At 60.1% G+C, this 16,710-nt stretch carries 16 protein-coding genes; 3 read left to right on the forward strand and 13 right to left on the reverse strand.

Going from position 1 to position 16,710, the window contains the following annotated elements; translation table 11 throughout:
* The first annotated feature begins 189 nt into the window (after window positions 1-189).
* Window positions 190-1,371, forward strand: coding sequence for a permease (locus RBB81_RS09730; protein WP_353073539.1), 1,182 nt, complete (start codon window positions 190-192; stop codon window positions 1,369-1,371).
* A 72-nt stretch (window positions 1,372-1,443) separates the two neighbouring features.
* On the opposite strand, the gene RBB81_RS09735 is transcribed toward RBB81_RS09730, so the two are convergent.
* The 10 genes from RBB81_RS09735 to RBB81_RS09780 all read right to left on the reverse strand — a co-directional run bounded on the left by RBB81_RS09735 (window position 1,444) and on the right by RBB81_RS09780 (window position 11,927).
* On the reverse strand, window positions 1,444-2,010 hold the full coding sequence (locus RBB81_RS09735) for a methyltransferase family protein (RefSeq protein WP_353073540.1): 567 nt from the start codon (window positions 2,008-2,010) through the stop codon (window positions 1,444-1,446).
* A gap of 13 nt (window positions 2,011-2,023) precedes the next feature.
* Window positions 2,024-2,746, reverse strand: a complete 723-nt coding sequence (locus RBB81_RS09740; RefSeq protein ID WP_353073541.1) for an RsmE family RNA methyltransferase — start codon at window positions 2,744-2,746, stop codon at window positions 2,024-2,026.
* A gap of 221 nt (window positions 2,747-2,967) precedes the next feature.
* Window positions 2,968-3,567: a hypothetical protein gene (locus RBB81_RS09745; RefSeq protein ID WP_353073542.1), complete on the reverse strand. Its 600-nt coding sequence runs from the start codon at window positions 3,565-3,567 to the stop codon at window positions 2,968-2,970.
* A 139-nt stretch (window positions 3,568-3,706) separates the two neighbouring features.
* The gene (locus RBB81_RS09750) at window positions 3,707-4,801 is read right to left on the reverse strand and encodes an AI-2E family transporter (protein WP_423248074.1); all 1,095 of its coding nucleotides are present in this window, start codon (window positions 4,799-4,801) and stop codon (window positions 3,707-3,709) included.
* Between the two features lie 73 nt (window positions 4,802-4,874).
* Window positions 4,875-5,474 (reverse strand): shikimate kinase, encoded by a 600-nt coding sequence (locus RBB81_RS09755; protein WP_353073543.1) that lies wholly within the window; start codon window positions 5,472-5,474, stop codon window positions 4,875-4,877.
* Window positions 5,475-6,156: 682 nt separating this feature from the next.
* Window positions 6,157-6,480 (reverse strand): GIY-YIG nuclease family protein, encoded by a 324-nt coding sequence (locus RBB81_RS09760; protein ID WP_353073544.1) that lies wholly within the window; start codon window positions 6,478-6,480, stop codon window positions 6,157-6,159.
* Between the two features lie 328 nt (window positions 6,481-6,808).
* Window positions 6,809-9,247 (reverse strand): ABC transporter permease, encoded by a 2,439-nt coding sequence (locus RBB81_RS09765; protein ID WP_353073545.1) that lies wholly within the window; start codon window positions 9,245-9,247, stop codon window positions 6,809-6,811.
* Window positions 9,248-9,446: 199 nt separating this feature from the next.
* Window positions 9,447-9,995, reverse strand: coding sequence for a carboxymuconolactone decarboxylase family protein (locus RBB81_RS09770; protein WP_179581739.1), 549 nt, complete (start codon window positions 9,993-9,995; stop codon window positions 9,447-9,449).
* A gap of 22 nt (window positions 9,996-10,017) precedes the next feature.
* On the reverse strand, window positions 10,018-10,587 hold the full coding sequence (locus tag RBB81_RS09775) for a carboxymuconolactone decarboxylase family protein (protein ID WP_353073546.1): 570 nt from the start codon (window positions 10,585-10,587) through the stop codon (window positions 10,018-10,020).
* 14 nt (window positions 10,588-10,601) lie between these two features.
* Window positions 10,602-11,927: an APC family permease gene (locus tag RBB81_RS09780; RefSeq protein ID WP_353073547.1), complete on the reverse strand. Its 1,326-nt coding sequence runs from the start codon at window positions 11,925-11,927 to the stop codon at window positions 10,602-10,604.
* 214 nt (window positions 11,928-12,141) lie between these two features.
* On the opposite strand from RBB81_RS09780, the gene RBB81_RS09785 reads away from it, so the two are divergent.
* Both RBB81_RS09785 and RBB81_RS09790 read left to right on the forward strand, forming a co-directional pair.
* Window positions 12,142-12,615, forward strand: coding sequence for a carboxymuconolactone decarboxylase family protein (locus tag RBB81_RS09785; RefSeq protein WP_183789477.1), 474 nt, complete (start codon window positions 12,142-12,144; stop codon window positions 12,613-12,615).
* Window positions 12,616-12,749: 134 nt separating this feature from the next.
* Window positions 12,750-13,787: a VWA domain-containing protein gene (locus RBB81_RS09790; RefSeq protein WP_353073548.1), complete on the forward strand. Its 1,038-nt coding sequence runs from the start codon at window positions 12,750-12,752 to the stop codon at window positions 13,785-13,787.
* 175 nt (window positions 13,788-13,962) lie between these two features.
* Here RBB81_RS09790 and RBB81_RS09795 read toward each other — a convergent pair whose 3' ends face one another.
* From RBB81_RS09795 to RBB81_RS09805, 3 genes are all read right to left on the reverse strand, one after another.
* Window positions 13,963-14,277 (reverse strand): hypothetical protein, encoded by a 315-nt coding sequence (locus RBB81_RS09795; protein WP_179581744.1) that lies wholly within the window; start codon window positions 14,275-14,277, stop codon window positions 13,963-13,965.
* Window positions 14,274-14,939 (reverse strand): RNA polymerase sigma factor, encoded by a 666-nt coding sequence (locus RBB81_RS09800; protein WP_179581745.1) that lies wholly within the window; start codon window positions 14,937-14,939, stop codon window positions 14,274-14,276. The genes RBB81_RS09795 and RBB81_RS09800 overlap by 4 nt, the downstream gene beginning before the upstream one ends.
* Before the next feature lie 391 nt (window positions 14,940-15,330).
* Window positions 15,331-16,539 carry a ThiF family adenylyltransferase gene (locus tag RBB81_RS09805; protein ID WP_423248075.1) on the reverse strand — a complete coding sequence of 403 codons (1,209 nt, stop codon included), beginning with the start codon at window positions 16,537-16,539 and terminating at the stop codon, window positions 15,331-15,333.
* Window positions 16,540-16,710 lie beyond the last annotated feature (171 nt).

The raw sequence follows: 16,710 nt of genomic DNA on the forward strand, positions 1-16,710 counted from the left end.
CCGTCGCCCCGCCAAGTATCGAGGGCAAGAACAAATGCAAATGCGGGGGTCTCTCCACTGCGCACCTCACGATGAGACTGTGAGGTGCTTCGGTCGAGATGACGATTCGGTGGGGACTTCTAAATAAGGCTGGCTTGCTGATGTCGCCTGGCTTGCTGATGTCGCTGACTTGCCGAAACGGGGGATGGAATGTTCCTGGCTATTGGACATGCGTTGATGATGTCGTTGACGATGGCCTGGGAGATTCTGTGGGCGTTGATTCTTGGATTTCTGCTGTCGGCAGTGGTGCAGGCGGTGGTTTCGAAGGAGGAGATGTCGCGGCTGCTGCCGGACGACAGGCCGCGCACGATTGTGAAGGCGTGCGGGTTGGGGGCGGCGAGTTCTTCGTGCTCGTATGCGGCGGTGGCGCTGGCGAGATCGATGTTCCGGAAGGGGGCGAACTTTACCTCTTCGATGGCGTTTCAGTTCGCTTCGACGAACCTGGTGATGGAGTTGGGAATTCTGTTGGCGGTGTTGATGGGCTGGAGGTTTACGCTGGCGGAGTTTGTGGGCGGACCGCTGATGATCTGGGTGCTGGTGCTGCTGTTTCGGATGTTGCTGCGGCCTGAGTGGGTGGAGGCGGCGCGGCGGCAGGCGGAGCTGGGGATTCAAGGTCGCATGGAAGGGCATGCGGCGATGGATATGAGTCTGCATGAGGGGTCGCTGTGGGAGCGGGCTGCGTCGGAGAAGGGGCGGACGGCGATCAGCCACTTTTTCGTGATGGACTGGGCGTCGCTGTGGCTGGATATTGCGGGAGGTCTGCTGATTTCCGGAGCGCTGGCGGCGTGGGTGCCGAAGCAGTTCTGGCAGGCGTTTTTCTTCGCGGGGCATCCGGTGTTGGCGAAGCTGTGGGGGCCGCTGGTGGGGCCGGCGGTGGCGGTGATCTCGTTTGTATGCTCGGTGGGCAATGTACCGCTGGCGGCGGTGCTGTGGAACGGCGGGATCAGCTTTGGTGGCGTGATTGCGTTTCTGTTTGCCGATCTGATTATTCTTCCGATCCTGAATATCTATCGCAAGTACTACGGGTGGAAGATGAGCGCGTTTCTATTTGTCACGTTTTACGTGGCGATGGCGGCTGCAGCTTTCGTGGTGGAGCTTTTGTTTGGGGCGCTACACCTGATTCCGCAGCAGAGAAATGCGCGGGTGATGGAGGAGGCGATCTCGTGGAACTATACGACGTGGCTGAACCTTGGCTTTCTGGTAGTGGCGGGAGTGTTGGTGGTTAGATTTTTGAGGACAGGCGGCCCGGCGATGCTGCGGATGATGGGTGAGCCACAGAAGGCGGGTGGGGATCACTCCCATACTGCGGCGACCATGGATGACCACGGATAAGGCGTGCGAGACTCTTCTTATCCGCCTACCTTGGACCTGCTCTAAAACCTGTCGTTTCGGCGATCTTGCTGGCTATAGATACCGCCTCACTCGGTTGGAGTATTCGGAGTATTGCTCGCCGTAGTGACTTCTCAGGTATTGCTCTTCACGTGATACCTGGCGGTGGAATAGCCAGATGGCGGCGAGCAGATAGACCAGGAGAATCCAGTTTGAGAAGAGCAGGAACTGGCCCAGCAGGACCGAGGCAAAGGCCACGTAGATTGGGTTGCGGCTGAAGGCAAAGATGCCGGTGGTTACGAGTTTGTCCGGGTGGGCCTGGTCAATGCCAACGCGGAAGCTCTTCCCGAAGGAGATGAGACTCAGGAGTAGCAGGAGCAGTCCCGCTAGACAAAGCAGAGCTCCGATCCAGGAGGCTATTCGGGAGTGAAAAAGTTCTTGCCTGCTTACGGTTGGAAGATTGAATGCTGCGGCAAAGACGAGGTAGAAGTAGAAGAAGGCAAACGGCGGAATCAGGAAGTCTTTTTTGTCGATTTTGCCGAAGTTCATCGCCTGGATTCCTTTGCTTCTCATCAGCAGGACGCGGCTCCCTACCAGGCCAAGCAGCAGCACGATGGTCAGAGGTCCGAAGTACTTTTGCATGGAGGCCGTCCGTTCAGATGAGATGGGTGGAGGCGATGGCGATGGCGGCGATGGCGGCGGTTTCGGCGCGGAGGATGCGGGGGCCTAGGGTGACGGGCTGCCATTGATGGGTGGTGAAGAGGCTCATCTCTTCGGGGGTCCAGCCGCCTTCGGGGCCGATGGCGAGGGCCGTGTCGGTCTCTCGTGAGGGGGTTGTCGCTTTGAGTGCGGCGGTTAGGGTGAGGGTTTGTTCGGTTTCGCTTAGAAGGATGCGGGTGGGGGAGTTCTCGTTTTCGAGGGCGGATTTCAGGGTAGTGGGGTCGGCGATCTCGGGGATGGTGGTGCGGCGGGATTGTTTGGAGGCTTCGAGGGTTATGCGGCGCCAGCGTTCGGCGCGTTTGAGGGCTGATTGGGCTAGGTGCTTTTCGGTGCGGCGGGCGAGGATGGGCGTGATCTTCGCGATGCCCAGTTCGGTGGCTTTTTCGATGGCCCACTCCATGTGGTCGAACTTGAAGACGGCGAGGAGGAGATGGAGGGGAAGGGCGGCGTCGGAGGAGAGCTCTTCGTGGAGGGTGAAGAGGACTTCGTCGTCGGAGACGGTGAGGATCTCGGCGCGGTGGAGGAAGCCGTTGGAGACGACGTCGTAGATCTGGCCGGGTTCAGCGCGGAGGACGCGGGCGAGGTGGGTGGCCTGGTCGCCGGTGAGAGATGCGGTGGTGGCGGTCCAGGCGTCGGCGATCCAGCGGCGGCGGGTCATGGAGTTAGTTTATGGGTTGGTGGGTGGATTCTCACGGAGGGTTTGGGCGCTTCGGGCGAAATGCGGGGGTCCCTCCACTGCGCTGCGCTCCGGTCGGGATGACGGGATTTGTGGTGCGTCCTAAAAGCAAGTCGTCGATTTGTGGGTGCGTCCTAAAAGCCAGTTGAGTCGGGTGGGTGCGTCCTAAAAGTTTATGGGCTGGTTCTCAAAGGTCAGTTAAGTCAGTTGGCGAGTTTGGAGGTGGGGGCGGGTATGGATTCGCTGGCGCGGCTGATCATCACCCCTTGTTGACCCTGGTGGTAGAGGTCGACGTTGAGAATGGCGGTGCGGCGGTGATCCCACACGGCCTGGGTGACGGGGAAGTGGAGGAGGATCATGCCTTCGGCGGATTGGCCGGGGCTGATCATGGTCTCGCGGAGGAGGGGCTCGGAGGCGAGGGGCTTGAGGGCGGGGAAGGTGGTGTAGAGGTTGGCGAAGTCGTCTTTTTCGACGGCGCTGGTGGTGATCTCCTGACCGTCGCCGGTGGTGAGGGTGGCGGTGAAGTCTTTGAGGAAGAGGGGGAGGCGGAGGCCGTCGGTGATGCGGAGGGTGGTGAGGACGTAGAGGTCGTCCTGGCCCTGATCGTGGCCGACGAGGATGGATTCGCCTTTGAAGACGGTGTGGGCGGGGTAGATGGCGGTGTGGAGGATGTCGAGGTCGGCAGTTCTGCGCGGGGTGAAGCGCATGACCAGGGCGAGGGTGATGCCAAGGATCAGAAATGCCAGGAGGACCGGTGCCAGCAGGTTGCTTCGAGCGGGTTGGGCAAACTTGAGGTCGGACACTGGGATGAGAATAGCAAGGCTGGTTGGTTTTCAGAAGATTAAAAAAACTGAAATTTAACTTAATCGATTGCCCACAGGGGTTTGTAAGCCCTGATGGAGGTGAGAATGCGGGTTCTGAGGCTACTGGAATTGGAGGCGGTCAGGGTCGGCCCTTTTGGACGGCGTATTCCTCGAGGAGAACGGTGATGAGGGCGGCGGTGGGAACTGAGACGAGCGCGCCAACGATGCCGGCCAAGGCTGTGCCCAGAAGCAGGGCTACGAGGACGGTGAGGCCCATGAGGTTGACGCTGGAACGCATGATGCGCGGGGTGAGGACGGCGTTTTCGATGTTGATGTAGATGGCGTAGAAGATGAGGACGCTGGCCATCTTGGTCCAGGAGTCGAGCGCGGCGACCCCGGCGGCGACGACGATGGTGATGACTCCGCCGGCGATGGGGATGATGTTGAAGAGGCCCATGAGGAAGCCGAGGAGGAGGAAGTATCGGACGTGAAGGAGGCCGAAGACGATTGTGCTGGAGACTCCGAGGATGAGCATGAGGAGTCCCTGGCCGAGGAGCCACTTGCTGATCTTGCGTTCGGCTTTTTTGAGGGTGTTGTTGAGGCGGTGGCGTTCGGCGTCGGGGAAGAGGGAGAGGAAGAAGTGATAGGCGTGCTCGCCTTCGAGCATGAAGTAGATGCAGAGGAAGGCGGCGGTGAGGATGTCGAAGAGGTGGGAGAGCCAGAGGGGGAGCGAGGTGACGAGATAGGAGGCGGTGGCGTCGAAGGCTCCGGCGGCGCGCTGGGCGATGGAGTCGATACCTAACTTGTCGGCGAAGGGAATTCTTTTGACACGGGCGACGACTTCGGGGATGCGCTGGGGGAGTTCGGCGGAGAAGTTACGGAGGTCGCTGAGGACCGGCGGGAGGCCGGTGGTGAAGAAGACGGCGAGGACCAGTGCGACGGCGGCGATGAGAAGAACGATGGCGACGCCGCGGGAGGGCTGGTAGTTGCGGATCTTCAACTGCCGGATGCGCGTGACTGCGGGCATGAGGACGACGGCAAAGAGACCGCTGACGTAGATGATCAGCAGCTCTTTCTCAAGGGTCCAGGCGAGGGCGAGCAGGAGGATGACGGCGAAGAAGAAGAGGATGTTGCCGCGGACCTGGGCGCGGGTTTTTTTCTCGTAGGGGGTGAGGTCGTCGGGTGTGGGGTTGGTCAGCCGGGTTCTCCTGTGGGTGCTGACGTTGAGATGCAGATAGTGTGCGCTTCCACTGCTCAGGGGTGGTAGTGAGGAGTTTGAGTCTGGGTTTCGGGTGGAGAAGCGGCGACTAGGGTCTCTTTTCGGCTAAAGCGCGGAGGAGGGCTTCGACGGTTTGGGTGGGGGTCTGGTTTGAGGTGGCGATGGTGAGGCCGGCCATGCGGCGGTAGAGGGGGTGGCGGCGCTCGAAGCGGAGCTGGGCGGCGGCGGGGTCTCGGAGGACCGGTCGGGCGAGGGCTGGATCACCGAGATCCTGCAGCATGCAGCGGTCGAAGAGGGTGGGGAAGGGCGCGTCGAGAAAGATGGTGAAGGTGGCGGGGGTCTGCTCGAGGAGGAGGCGGTTGGTGAGGTCTTCGGGGGTTCCGCCGCCGAGGGCGAGGACGATGTTGCTGTAGCCGAGGGCTGAGGCGAGGGCGGTGGATTCGAGGCGGCGGAAGCGGGCTTCGCCGTGCTGCTCGAAGAGTTGGGGGATGGTGGCGTTGGTGCGGGACTCGAGGTGGGCGTCGAGGTCGAGGAAGTTCCAGCCGACGCGGGCGGCGAGGAGGCGGCCGATGGTGGATTTGCCTGCTCCCATGAAGCCGGTGAGGACGAGACGTTTGAGGTGGGCTGGGGCTTGGGTCATGATCTCGGTTTGGGGCTCGGTTTGCGTTTCGGGTTCGGTGGACGTCATTGCCTCTCCTTAGTGTGCCTGTAAACGTGTGCAGAAGACGAAAGAGCCGCAACCTGGTGTGGGTTGCGGCTCGGGAAGGTCGAAGACTCTGAAGTTTTTTAGGTTTTTTCAGAGATGCATGCGAGGACTCCACTGGCCGCTGGGTGGCGCCAATAGGAGCAGGTAAAAAAAGCGAACTGGAAGCGGCTCGACATGCTGGTAAGACGATACACCGGGAGTTTGGGGGATTGCAAGGGGTTGGGGTGGGTAGTGGGTCAGTTTGATTTCTTGAGCTTGTCGTAGACCTTCGGTGCAACAAATCCAATCAGAACAGAGATTGCGAAGATAGGTAGGAATGTAAGGCTGGTTTCCAAGTGCGGGAGTGCCAGCGCCGCGAGTATTGCAAAGGTAAGCATGCCCGCTGAAACTGCTATGACGCCCCTGATCATGCAAGAAGTTTATCCCAGCAGTCCTACAAGGTCTTCAATCGACCGGTAGTGGGTCAGTTTGACGAACAGAAGGACAGACAACAGCAAAGGCTGAATGCGGGGGTCTCTCCACTGCGCGACGGACGATGAGACTGTCCGTCGCTTCGGTCGAGATGACGATTTCTTTGGGGGTGCTTGGGGGTGCTTGGGGGTGCTTGGGGGTGCTTGGGGGTGCTTGGGGGTGCTTGGGGGTGCTTGGGGGTGCTTGGGGGGGCTTATGGGGTTGGTTCGGTGAAGGTTGCGATGGGTTTGCCCCATTCCTCACTCAGATCTCTCCAAGTTGGATTTTGCGCGACAATCAGGCGGATCTTTTTGATGCGAGACCAGCGTTTGAGCTGTTTCTCTCGTGCAATGGCGGTGCTGATTTCGGTGTAGCGCTCGAAGTAGACGAGTTTTTCGATCTTGTACTTCGAGGTAAAACTGCCTTCGTATCTCCCTGCTTGGTGTTGGCTGCTGCGGAGTTGGATTTTGGTCGTGACGCCTATGTAGAGTTTTTGAAAGGTGCTGGAGAGCATGTATACGTAGGCTTGCTCGACCATAGCTGGATTATTGCAGGGGGCGGTGGAGAACAGGCAACAGCAAAAGCGAAATGCGGGGGGTCTTGACGGATACCGCGACATGAATCGGTTTGCTGCAACTGAGAGCTGTGGCCGCAATCCACTTCGCGACGGACGATGAGACTGTCCGTCGCTTCGGTCGAGATGACGATTCTTCTTGGGTGTTATGGCGTCGGTCGAGATGACGATTTTTTTGGAGGCGGCGGATTACGACAGTGCTAAAGGTCCGTAGCTGATCAGACTTTTGTGGAACGGCGGCTGGCTATGGAGGAAGGGATTCAAGGGTGAGAGGTGGTTTTGTTTGTGTGGGCTACTCGTAGCGGAGGGCTTCCATTGGTTCTACTTGGGTGGCGCGGCGGGCGGGGATGCCGCTGGCAACGAGCACAACAGAAGCGAGGATGGCGACGGCAATGAGTAGCGGACCGGCGCTTTGGTCGGTTGATGTTGCCCAGTGGGCCAGGCCTTTTTGAAGCAGGATGGTGAGTAAGACTCCGAGGGCAACGCCGATGCCGACGCTGGTGGTTGCCGAGCGCACGACTAGCTCGAGAACGCTGCTGCGGGGAGCGCCCAGGGCCATGCGAATGCCGAACTCGTTGGTGCGTTGCGAGACGGTGTAGGAGACGACGCTGTAGAGACCGACGGCTGCGAGGAGGAGAGCCAGTACGGCGAATCCAGCGAAGAGCCAGGAGAGGAGCTGACCCTGGGCGTACTCGGGTTGGGTGCTGATCCAGTGGTCGAGGTCTCTGACCTGTGCGCCTATCTGTTGATCGTGATCGATGGAGGCTATCTGCTGGGCGATAGTGTGGAGCATGGCGGTGGGGGAGCCATCTGTCCGGACGAGGAATTGGGTGTATTGCCACATGGCGAGGGGATAGGGGACGAAGGCCTCCGGTACCACTGGATTCTTCAAGCCATCGTCGAGCTTGTCTTCGATGACGCCTATGATTTGGAGCCAGTCTCCTGCGTGGGGCTGAGTGGTCACGTAGGGCGGTGCGTTTTTGAGAGCCACCATCTGGATGGAGTGGCCGATGGCATCGCCGTTGGGGAAGTACTTGTGGGCGAGGGTTTGGTTGATGATTGCGACGGTGTTGGCGTTGTGGTTCTCCGCTTCGGTCCAGAGCCGGCCCTGGAGGAGAGAGATTTTGAGCAGCGGGAAGTAGCCTTCGCTTACAAAGTTGAGCCTGGCGGTGCGGTCCTGGGAGGAGGGCTGACCTAAGAGTTCGATTGGCGTGTTGAGGCCGTTGTTCGGGGGCGTGGCGTTGGCAGAGATGGCGACCATGTTGACGCCCGGGATCTCGGCGACTTTGTTGCGAAGCAGTTCCACGTAGGCGAGGCGGGCGGTGAGGGTAGAGTAGGCGGACTCGCGCAGTGGAATGCCGATCGACATGGTGTGATGCGGGTCGTATCCGAGGCGGGTGTGGGCGAGTTTGAGAAAGCTTTGAACGGCTGCTCCGGCGGCGGACAAGAGCAGAAGGGTTAGAGCGATCTGACCTGCGATGAGCGCGTTGTGGAGCGTTCGGCCGCTGACTGTGCCGGCGACTTTGCGTGTGCCGGTCTGCATGGCCTCGCGAACATCGGGCCGGGAAAGACGCAGGGCGGGCCACAGGCCAAAGAGGATGCCAGTGAGCAGCGCAACGGTGACCGAGAAGCACAAGACGGGGAGGTTGATGGCGAAGGCGGCCTCGTGGGGGAAGGAGTACTCGGGAAGCAGCGCGACGATGCCTGCCAGGAGTTTGTAAGCGAGAAGCACACCGAGGGCGGCGCCGGTGATTGAGAGGAGCAAGGCTTCGGTAAGGAGTTGGCGGACGATGCGGACCCGAGAGGCACCGATGGCGGCGCGGACGGCAAACTCATGCTCGCGTGCGACCCCGCGGGCGAGAAGAAGGATCGACACATTGCCGCAACCGATGGCGAGGAGCAGGAGCACGGCACCGAAGAGGAGCGCGAGGGAGGGGCCGATCGCTTTCATGAACTGATCGTTGAGGCCGATGACGGTAAGAGGGCCCGGGTTGACGGGAAAGTTACGTGGCGTTTCCTTTTCGAACTGGGTGATAAGGCCTTGCATCTGCTGTTCGGCGAGGTGGTGGCTGACTCCGGGTTTGAGGCGGGCCTCGACTTCGTTGGAGTCGGTGCCAGGAACTATCTTCATGGGGAGATAGACATCGGCGTCGCTCCAGGTAAATCTCTTTGCGGTAACGCCGACTACGCTGTAGGGCTGGTGATCCAGTTGAATGATCTTGCCGATGATGGTGGGGTCGCCGTTGAAGCGGCGCTGCCAGAACTTGTAGCTGAGCACGACGACGGGTTGCGGATCGTGGCCGTCGATTGCGTCGGAGGGGAGAAGTTCCCGGCCGAGCAGAGCGGGCACGCCGAAGAAGTTGAAGGAGTTGGCGCTCATCTGGCTGCCCTGAACGTCTTCGGGCAGGTCGCTTCCGGTGATGGTCATGCGTTTGAAGCTTAGGAGGATCGTGTCTTCGATCGCAGGAACCTGGCGGAGTTGTTGCCACTGGGTGGAGGTCAACTGGACGGGGTAGTAACCGCCGGCCGTGGCGCCGCCGAGGGCGAAGTGCACCATGCGGTCGGGTGCGGCGTAGGGGTAGGGGTTCATCACGACTCCCCAGACGACGCTAAAGACGGCGGAGGTGGCTGCGATTCCGCAGGCGAGAGAGAGGATGGCGGTGGCTGCGAAGCCGGGGCTCTTCAGGAGCTGGCGTAGGGCATAGCGCAGGTCTTGGACGAGAGATCTCATGCAGACTCCAGCGGAGCAGCGATTGAACTTATCGGTGTTGGAGCATGCGAATGCCCAAATCGGGGAGTTCTATTCGAGTCAACTATATGGGTGTTTTGTTGGTTTTGGGGGTTTGCGGTGCGTGATTTGTTCGGGGACGATGTCCGTAAATGGACGAGCGCGTCCACGGATGTACAGGGTAGCCGGGTGGGCGTGTGGCTCAGGCTTTGATGGAGGGGGCGAGGTAGCCTTCGGTGGCGAGGTGTTGGCCCATTCTGGCGTACATCTCGGGGTCTTCGGGTTGCCAGGTGGCGAGGCCGTCGACGTAGCGGTTGAACATGCAGAAGGCTGCGGCGATGAGGACGGTGTCGTGGATTTCGAGGTCGGTTGCGCCTTGCTCGCGGGCGTTTGCTACGTCCTCGGAGGTGACGTGCTTGCCTCCTTGTTGGACCTTGCCTGCGATTGTCAGGAGGGTTTTTAGCTTTTCTGAGACGGGGGCTTGTTCGTAGTTTTGTCTTACCTGTTCGGTTAGCCCCCAATCGTTGTTGAGGTGCGCGGCGGCTGCTGAGGCGTGACTGGTCTGGCAGAAGTAGCAGTCGTTCTGGCTGGAGACGTAGGTTGCGATGAGTTCGCGCTCGCCGGGGGTGAGTGTGCTGGGCTCGTGGAGGAGGACGTGGGCGAGTTCGCGCATGGGCTTGGCGGTTTCGGGGCGATAGACGAATCCGCTGCTGATTCCGGCGAAGCCTTCGGGCAGTTTGATGTGGGGCATGAGTTCTTCTCCTTCGTGTGCGCTAGTGTGCGGCTTCGGCCGGTAGATATTCCTTGCTGACGTTGACGTATCCTTCGCGTGCGATCCACTTGCCGCGTTCGCGATACATGGCTTCGTCGCGTGGCTGGATGGTGGCGAGGCCGTCGACGTAGCGGTTGAACATGCAGAAGGCTGCGGCGATGAGGACGGTGTCGTGGATCTCGATGTCGGTTGCGCCCTGGGCCCGGGCGGCGGCTACGTCTTCGGTGGTGACGTGCTTGCCGCCGCGTTGTACTTTGCCTGCGATGACGAGGAGGGCCTTGAGTTTGTCGGAGATGGCGGCGTTGCTGAAGTCGTGCTTCACCTGTTTGACGAGTGCCTCGTCGCCGTTGAGGCTTGCGGCGGCTACGGCTCCGTGGATGGTTTGACAGTAGTAGCAGTCGTTCTCGGAGGAGACGTAGGTTGCGATGAGCTCACGCTCGCCTGGGGTGAGGGAGTTGGGGCCGTGGAGGAGGACTTCTACGAGATCGTTGAGCGGCCTTGCGGTGGCGGGGCGGAAGGCCATTGCGCCGCGGATGCCGGGGAGGCCTTCGGGGAGTTTGATGTGTGCCATAAGAGGTGATCCTTTCAGGATGCGATTTGCTGGGGAAGTGGGTTGGCGTTGACTTCTGTCTTCGAGAAGAAGAGACGGCGGACGGGGTCGCCGCAGAGCACGATGACTAAACCTATGAGCGCGGGGATGGGATCGTGCATGAGGATCATGAGGTTGATGATGGTGCAGCCGAGGAGGAAGACGATGGGTGCGGCGGGGAACCACCATCGGCGTACGGGTTGCGGCATGCGGAAGAGGGTGGTGACGGAGAGCGCGAGAAAGCAGACCGCGGAGAAGATGATGAAGGAGAGGATGCGGTTGAAGGCTCCGAAGCTGAGGACGAGGAGGGCCAGGGATGTTTGCAGGAGGACTGCGTTGGCGGGAGTTCCGAAGCGCGGGTGGAGCTTGCCGAATGGAGCGAAGAAGGCTCCGTCTTTTGCCATGGCGTAGTAGACGCGCGGGGCGGCCATGGTGAGCGCCATGAGTCCTCCGAGGACCGAGAGCAGGACGCAGGCGGAGAGGACTTTGCCTCCGATGGTGCCGAAGAGGGCTTCGCCGAATTGGGCTACGAATGCGGTGTTGGAGACGATCTTTTCAAGCGGGACGACCATGAGGAACGAACAGCTGACGAGGAGATAGACTGCGGTGACGAGAAGTACGCCTCCTGTGAAGGCGAGGGGCATGTTGCGGCGTGGGTTGCAGACTTCGCCGGCGATCTTGCCTGCCTCCCACCATCCGCCAAAGCTGAAGAAGGCGCTTACAGTGGCTCCGGCGATGGCGGCGAAGAGGGGTTCGGAGCCGGGGCGGCGGGCAGTCAGGGGCAAGAGGTTTGAGGCAGTGGCGTGGCCGGAGATCCATGCCCAGAGGACGAGGCATAGGAGGACGGCGATCTTGAGGAGGTTGGCGGTGGTCATTACGCGGCGGCTGAGGCGAGTGCCTATGTAGTTGAGGATTGCTAGGCCGATGAGGATTAGCGCGGGGATGATGATTTGCGCGCGTGGTGGAAGGCCGAAGAGGGAAAGGACATATGGGGCTGCGCCTACGGCGAGCGCGGCGGCGAGGCCGGGGTCCATGACTGCGGCGGACATCCAGCCGTAGAGAAATGCGAGGCGGGTGCCGTAGCCCTGGCGGAGGTAGACATACTCGCCGCCGGTGAGGGGATAGTTGATGGCGAGTTCGGAGTAGCAGAGCGCTCCGCACAGAGTGATGAGGCCCATGCCGCACCAGATGGAAGCGAGCAGGAGTGGGGAGCCTAGCGATCTTGCCATTGCGGCGGGGGTGAGGAAGATGCCGAGCGCGATCGATTCGCCCGTGACTACGGAGAGGGCGGCGGCTAAACCCATCTGGCGGCGTTGTTCCATCAGGGAGCCATCCTACGCGCCTGATTTGGAAACGCCATCCATCAAAGGGTGGAGATGAGTCGTCGCATTCAGTTACCAGATGATCGGAGCGCGGTTGCGAGGACGGAGATGCCGCGATTCTGTCGCAAGATCGAAAAGTGACTATTCGACAGTTTGATTGTGGACCTTTCCGATGATCCGTAGTTCTTCTAGTCTGAAGATGGAGGAAATAACGATGAAAGCAAGAGTGGAACCTCACAAGGCATCTCCCGCGGCGTATCGGGCAATGATGGGGCTGGAGACGTTTGTCAGTAAGTCGTCAAAGCTGGAGCCGTCGTTGCTGGAACTGGTGAAGATGCGGGCTTCGCAGATTAATAGGTGTGCATATTGTTTGGATATGCACTCGAAAGATGCGCGTGCAAAGGGGGAGAGCGAACAGCGGCTCTATGCTTTGAACGCCTGGCGGGAGACGCCGTTCTTTACGGATCGGGAGCAGGCTGCGTTGGCGTGGACCGAGGCGGTGACTCTGGTGAGTGCGGACCATGTTCCGGATGCCGTGTATGAGCATGCGAAGCAGCACTTTTCGGAGGAGGAGCTGGTGAACCTGACGACGGCTGTGATCGCGATCAATGGATGGAACAGGATTGCGATCTCGTTTCGGATGGTGCCGGGTGAGTACCAGCCGGCGGTGCTCAAGGCGGAAAAATAAGTGAAGAAGTCTTCGGGTGCTTGGCGAGGGCGCAACTGGAAGTGGATTGTCGACCTCGCTGGCTGGGGTGATTTGTTGACCGAGTTTTAATTGCGCTTTGGAACTTCGATTGGCTGGTGGACGTATCCGGGGGCATGAGTTTACTTGTGCGCTCAGTTCTGCTTTGTGCCGCGATGGGAGCCTGCTGGTACAAGTATGGGTATGGGCAGGATGGTGTGCCGACTCAGGCGGATGCTCAATCGACGATTCGAGTCTCGGCGAAGTTCGTAGTGCTTGACGCTGAGGTTGAGAACAAGAAGACAGGCAAATTGATCGGGACGTTGAAGTCTGATGACTTTGTGTTGTCGGAAGATGGAGTTCCGCAGCACATCACTTACTTCAGCCACGATCAACTGCCTCTGTCGGTGATCTTTCTGTTCGATCTGACTCAGTCGGTGCGTCCGGCTCTCGCATCGCTGGGCGGAGGCGCGAGGGAGGTGCTGGGTCATCTCAAACCGCAGGATGAGGTGGCTGTGATGGTCTTCTCGTCGCATACGGAGCTGCTGCAGAGTTTCACTACTGACCGTTCGCTGGCTGCGGATGCTATTGGAAAAGCCTCAAATATGAAGACCGGCGAGGGGACGTTCATTCACGAAAGCATGTATGAAGCCGTGGACCAGGCGATGAAGGCGACTACTCCGGGCAGCCGGAAGGTGTTGGTGTGGCTCACGGACGGAACCGCGAACTTTGAAAATTCGCATACGCGAAAGACTATGGGGAGGGAGGCTCCGGCGTATCTGCATACGAAGGAAGAGGCGACGGCGAGCCTGCTGCGGTCGGGGGTAGTGGTCTCGGCGCTCATCGACCGCACCGCGGAGACGGATGCTGTGATGGTCGCCGCAGATGTTAATCCGTTTGCGATGTTCTTTGGCGCGCGCATGGGGGATATCCGTAAGTATGCGGATCTGACGGGTGGGCCGGTTCTGAACACGAGCAAGAAGGAGGTTGCGGATCGGCTCGCCGAGTTGATCGATCAGCTTCGCGGACGGTATACGGTTGGATACAAGCCGACGAATGCAAAGCCGGAGGGAACGTTCTGCAAACTGGAGCTTCGGCTCAAGCCGGAGGCTTATGAAGGTCTTTTGGATAGGCAGGACGTTGTTGTGCGCACGAGGAACGGCTACTTTCGATAGCTTAGTAGCAGTTTGTATTGATGTGGAGGGTTAGAGGCAGAGACCAAATACAGGGATCCTTCCCCTTCGGCTACGCTCAGGGTCAGGATGACGGCCGTGTAGGATGATGCGCCCCTTTTGCACTGATCGGCCCATCCCGGTGAGTCGGGATGGGCCGATGTGGTCAAGATGCCGGCTAAACAGTTTGGGGAATGGGGGAGTCGTCTTCGCCACTGACGCTGACGCCCTGCTTGAGCTTGTTCTGAATGTTGCTCCAGACGGTGTCGCTTGGGTCCTGATCCTCTGTGGGTTCGAAGAGGCTGCGGGCCTGGTCGGCGATCGCTTCGAGGTCGCGAACGAGGGCGGCGCAGTCCGGATTGTTCCTGAGGAAGGTCTGAAGGCGGGGGTCGGTGCTGACGTGTCCGTCTCCGTTGGCGAAGAACTCAGGCAGATAAGTCTCGAAGTCAGCCGGAGTCATGGTGTCGAAGTCGAGAGATTGGAATTCAGTCATACCGCCACCTCCTTGAGGCCGTTTGGCTGGGCAGCAGGTTCAGGCTGGCGGAGGAGCTCACGGAGTTTGAGGCGGGCCTTGTGGAGCTGCGATTTGCTGTTGCCGGTGGAGCACTCGAGCATGGTGGCGATCTCGTTATGCTCGAAGCCTTCGACATCGTGAAGGACGAAGACCATGCGATAGCCGGGGGGTAGAGAGGCTACGGCACGCTCGAGGGCTACTCGGTCGACTGATCCGGTGAGGGCGAGGTCCCGGCTGCCGAAGTCGCGCTTAGGTGCGTCTTCTTCCGAAGGGTTGATGGTCTCTTCGAGGGAGACCAGGTTGAGACCTTTCTTGCGGAGATGCATGAGCACCAAGTTTACCGTAAGCCTGTGAAGCCAGGTGGAGAAGGCGGACTCTCCGCGGAAGCTGCCGATCTTGCGGAAGAGATGCAGGAAGGCCTCCTGGGTCATGTCTTCGGCTTCGGAGACGTTGCCGAGCATTCGCAGGCAGAGGGTGTAGACGCGGCGTTTGTGGAGGGCGTAGAGGCGGGAGAATGCTTCTGCATCTCCATTCTTCGCTGCTTCGATGGCTTCGGCTTCGCCTGCGATGGGCGGGTTGCGTTTGAAGACGCCAGGAGTAGGTGGTGTTGGTTGGGTCATTTGTAGGCCTTGGACGTCCATAGCTAGACTCCGGACTAAATTAATCATTCACCGTTAAGTTTTCGCCTGCATCGAGCCTACCGCAAACGGAGGAAATATTCTGTCGTAGATACGTTGGATGGATGACAGGCGGGAAGGGTTGTTTGTGGGGTGCACGCAGCGAATACGGGCGGACGGAGCAGGCAGAAGCAGCTTCTCCTCTACGGCGGCAGAGCGCCAACCGTTCGACTTCGCTCAAGATCAAAAGGACCGTGGTGTGGGAGGTGAAGGCAAACAAAAGCAAAGGCGAAATGCGGGGGTCCCTCCACTGCGCAACGGACGATAAAGCCGTCCGCTGCTTCGGTCGGGATGACGCTTCTTTTTGGCGGGTTGGAGGAGAATGACGACGGCAAGTGCAAGGGGCTGTGCTAATTCAGGAGCCGATGAAGCGGGCGTAGAGGGAGCGCGCGAGGGTGATATCGGTGGTGCCCTGGATGAGGGCGCGGCCGTCGGGAAAGAGAGTGAAGGTGTGTGGGCCGCGTTTGAAGCGGAGGAGAAGTTCATTGAAGCGCAGGTCGTGGATGTCGGCGTGAGGCGCGAGGCGGTTGTGCATGGCAGCGAAGTCTACGGGGCGGTGATGCTCGTGGATCTGGACTGAATTGCGGCCGCAGAGAGTGATGTGAGGGCGACCTTCGCCGGCGAGGTGGGTGAAGATGCGCTGGCCGCAGACGGTGCAGGAGGGATCGGGTTTGGTGGCGTTGATCTCGGTGCGCTCATTGGACCAGAGGTCGTGGGAGAGGAGAGTACGGCGCATCAGGTGGGGCTGGTTGGTGAGGAGCTTGAGGGCTTCGGTGGTTTGGATGGAGGCGGCGAGGTTGACGGCGGTGGAGAGGATGCCCGCGGTATCGCAGGTCTCGACCGGGCCGGTGGGGGGCTTGGGGAAGATGCAGGCCAGGCATGCGGTGGGGGTGTAACGTGCAGCGGTTCCGCCTGTGGACTCCGGCGTCTGCGGGAGGATGTTCATGGTGGCGGCGTAGGCGCCGATGGCGGCGGCGTAAATCCAAGGTTTGGATTGTTGGACGCAGTAGTCGTTGAGGAGGTAGCGGGTCTCGAAGTTGTCGGTGGCGTCGAGGATGAGATGGGCCGGGGCGAGGAGCTCGCGGATGTTGGCGGGGATGAGGTCGGCGATGTGAGAGTGGACGGTGACGTCGGAGTTGAAGAGGGCGATCTTGCGTCGGGCGGCCTCGGCTTTGGGGAGGGAGTCGCGTGCGTCGGCCTCGTCGAAGAGGATTTGGCGTTGGAGGTTGGAGGGCTCGACGAAGTCGCGGTCGATGAGGGTGAGGGTGCCGACGCCGGCGCGCGCCAGGAGGGAGGCGGTAGCGGCTCCGGTGGCTCCGATGCCGATGATGGCGACGTGGGCGGAGGCGAGGAGATGCTGGCCGGGGGCTCCTATGCCAGGGAAGAGAATTTGGCGGGAGTAACGGTCTGTATCGAGAATGACGGGATCTGTGGTGCGATTGGGATTGGCGTGGCTGGTGGTGCCAGTTTTAGTGGTCCTGGAGGATTGCGCGTCAGCGGGGGTGCCGATGTGGATGCTCGCGGTCGGTTCTTCGAAGGGGGGTGCCGGATGCTTTGACATGATGGGGTCACACCGTCTGAAAAAGGCGGTTGTTTCGTAGTATAGGGAAGGACGGATGTGCAGGGAACCGGCTGACGAGCTATTGGCTTTCGGCATCCTACGGGAGAACGAGTTTGCGGGCTGGATGCGGGCTTGCTGCACATCGTGAAAGACTTGCTGGGCTCCTCAAATTAG

Origin of the sequence: Tunturibacter gelidoferens, from assembly GCF_040358255.1 — a bacterium.
Taxonomy (GTDB): Bacteria; Acidobacteriota; Terriglobia; order Terriglobales; family Acidobacteriaceae; genus Edaphobacter; species Edaphobacter gelidiferens.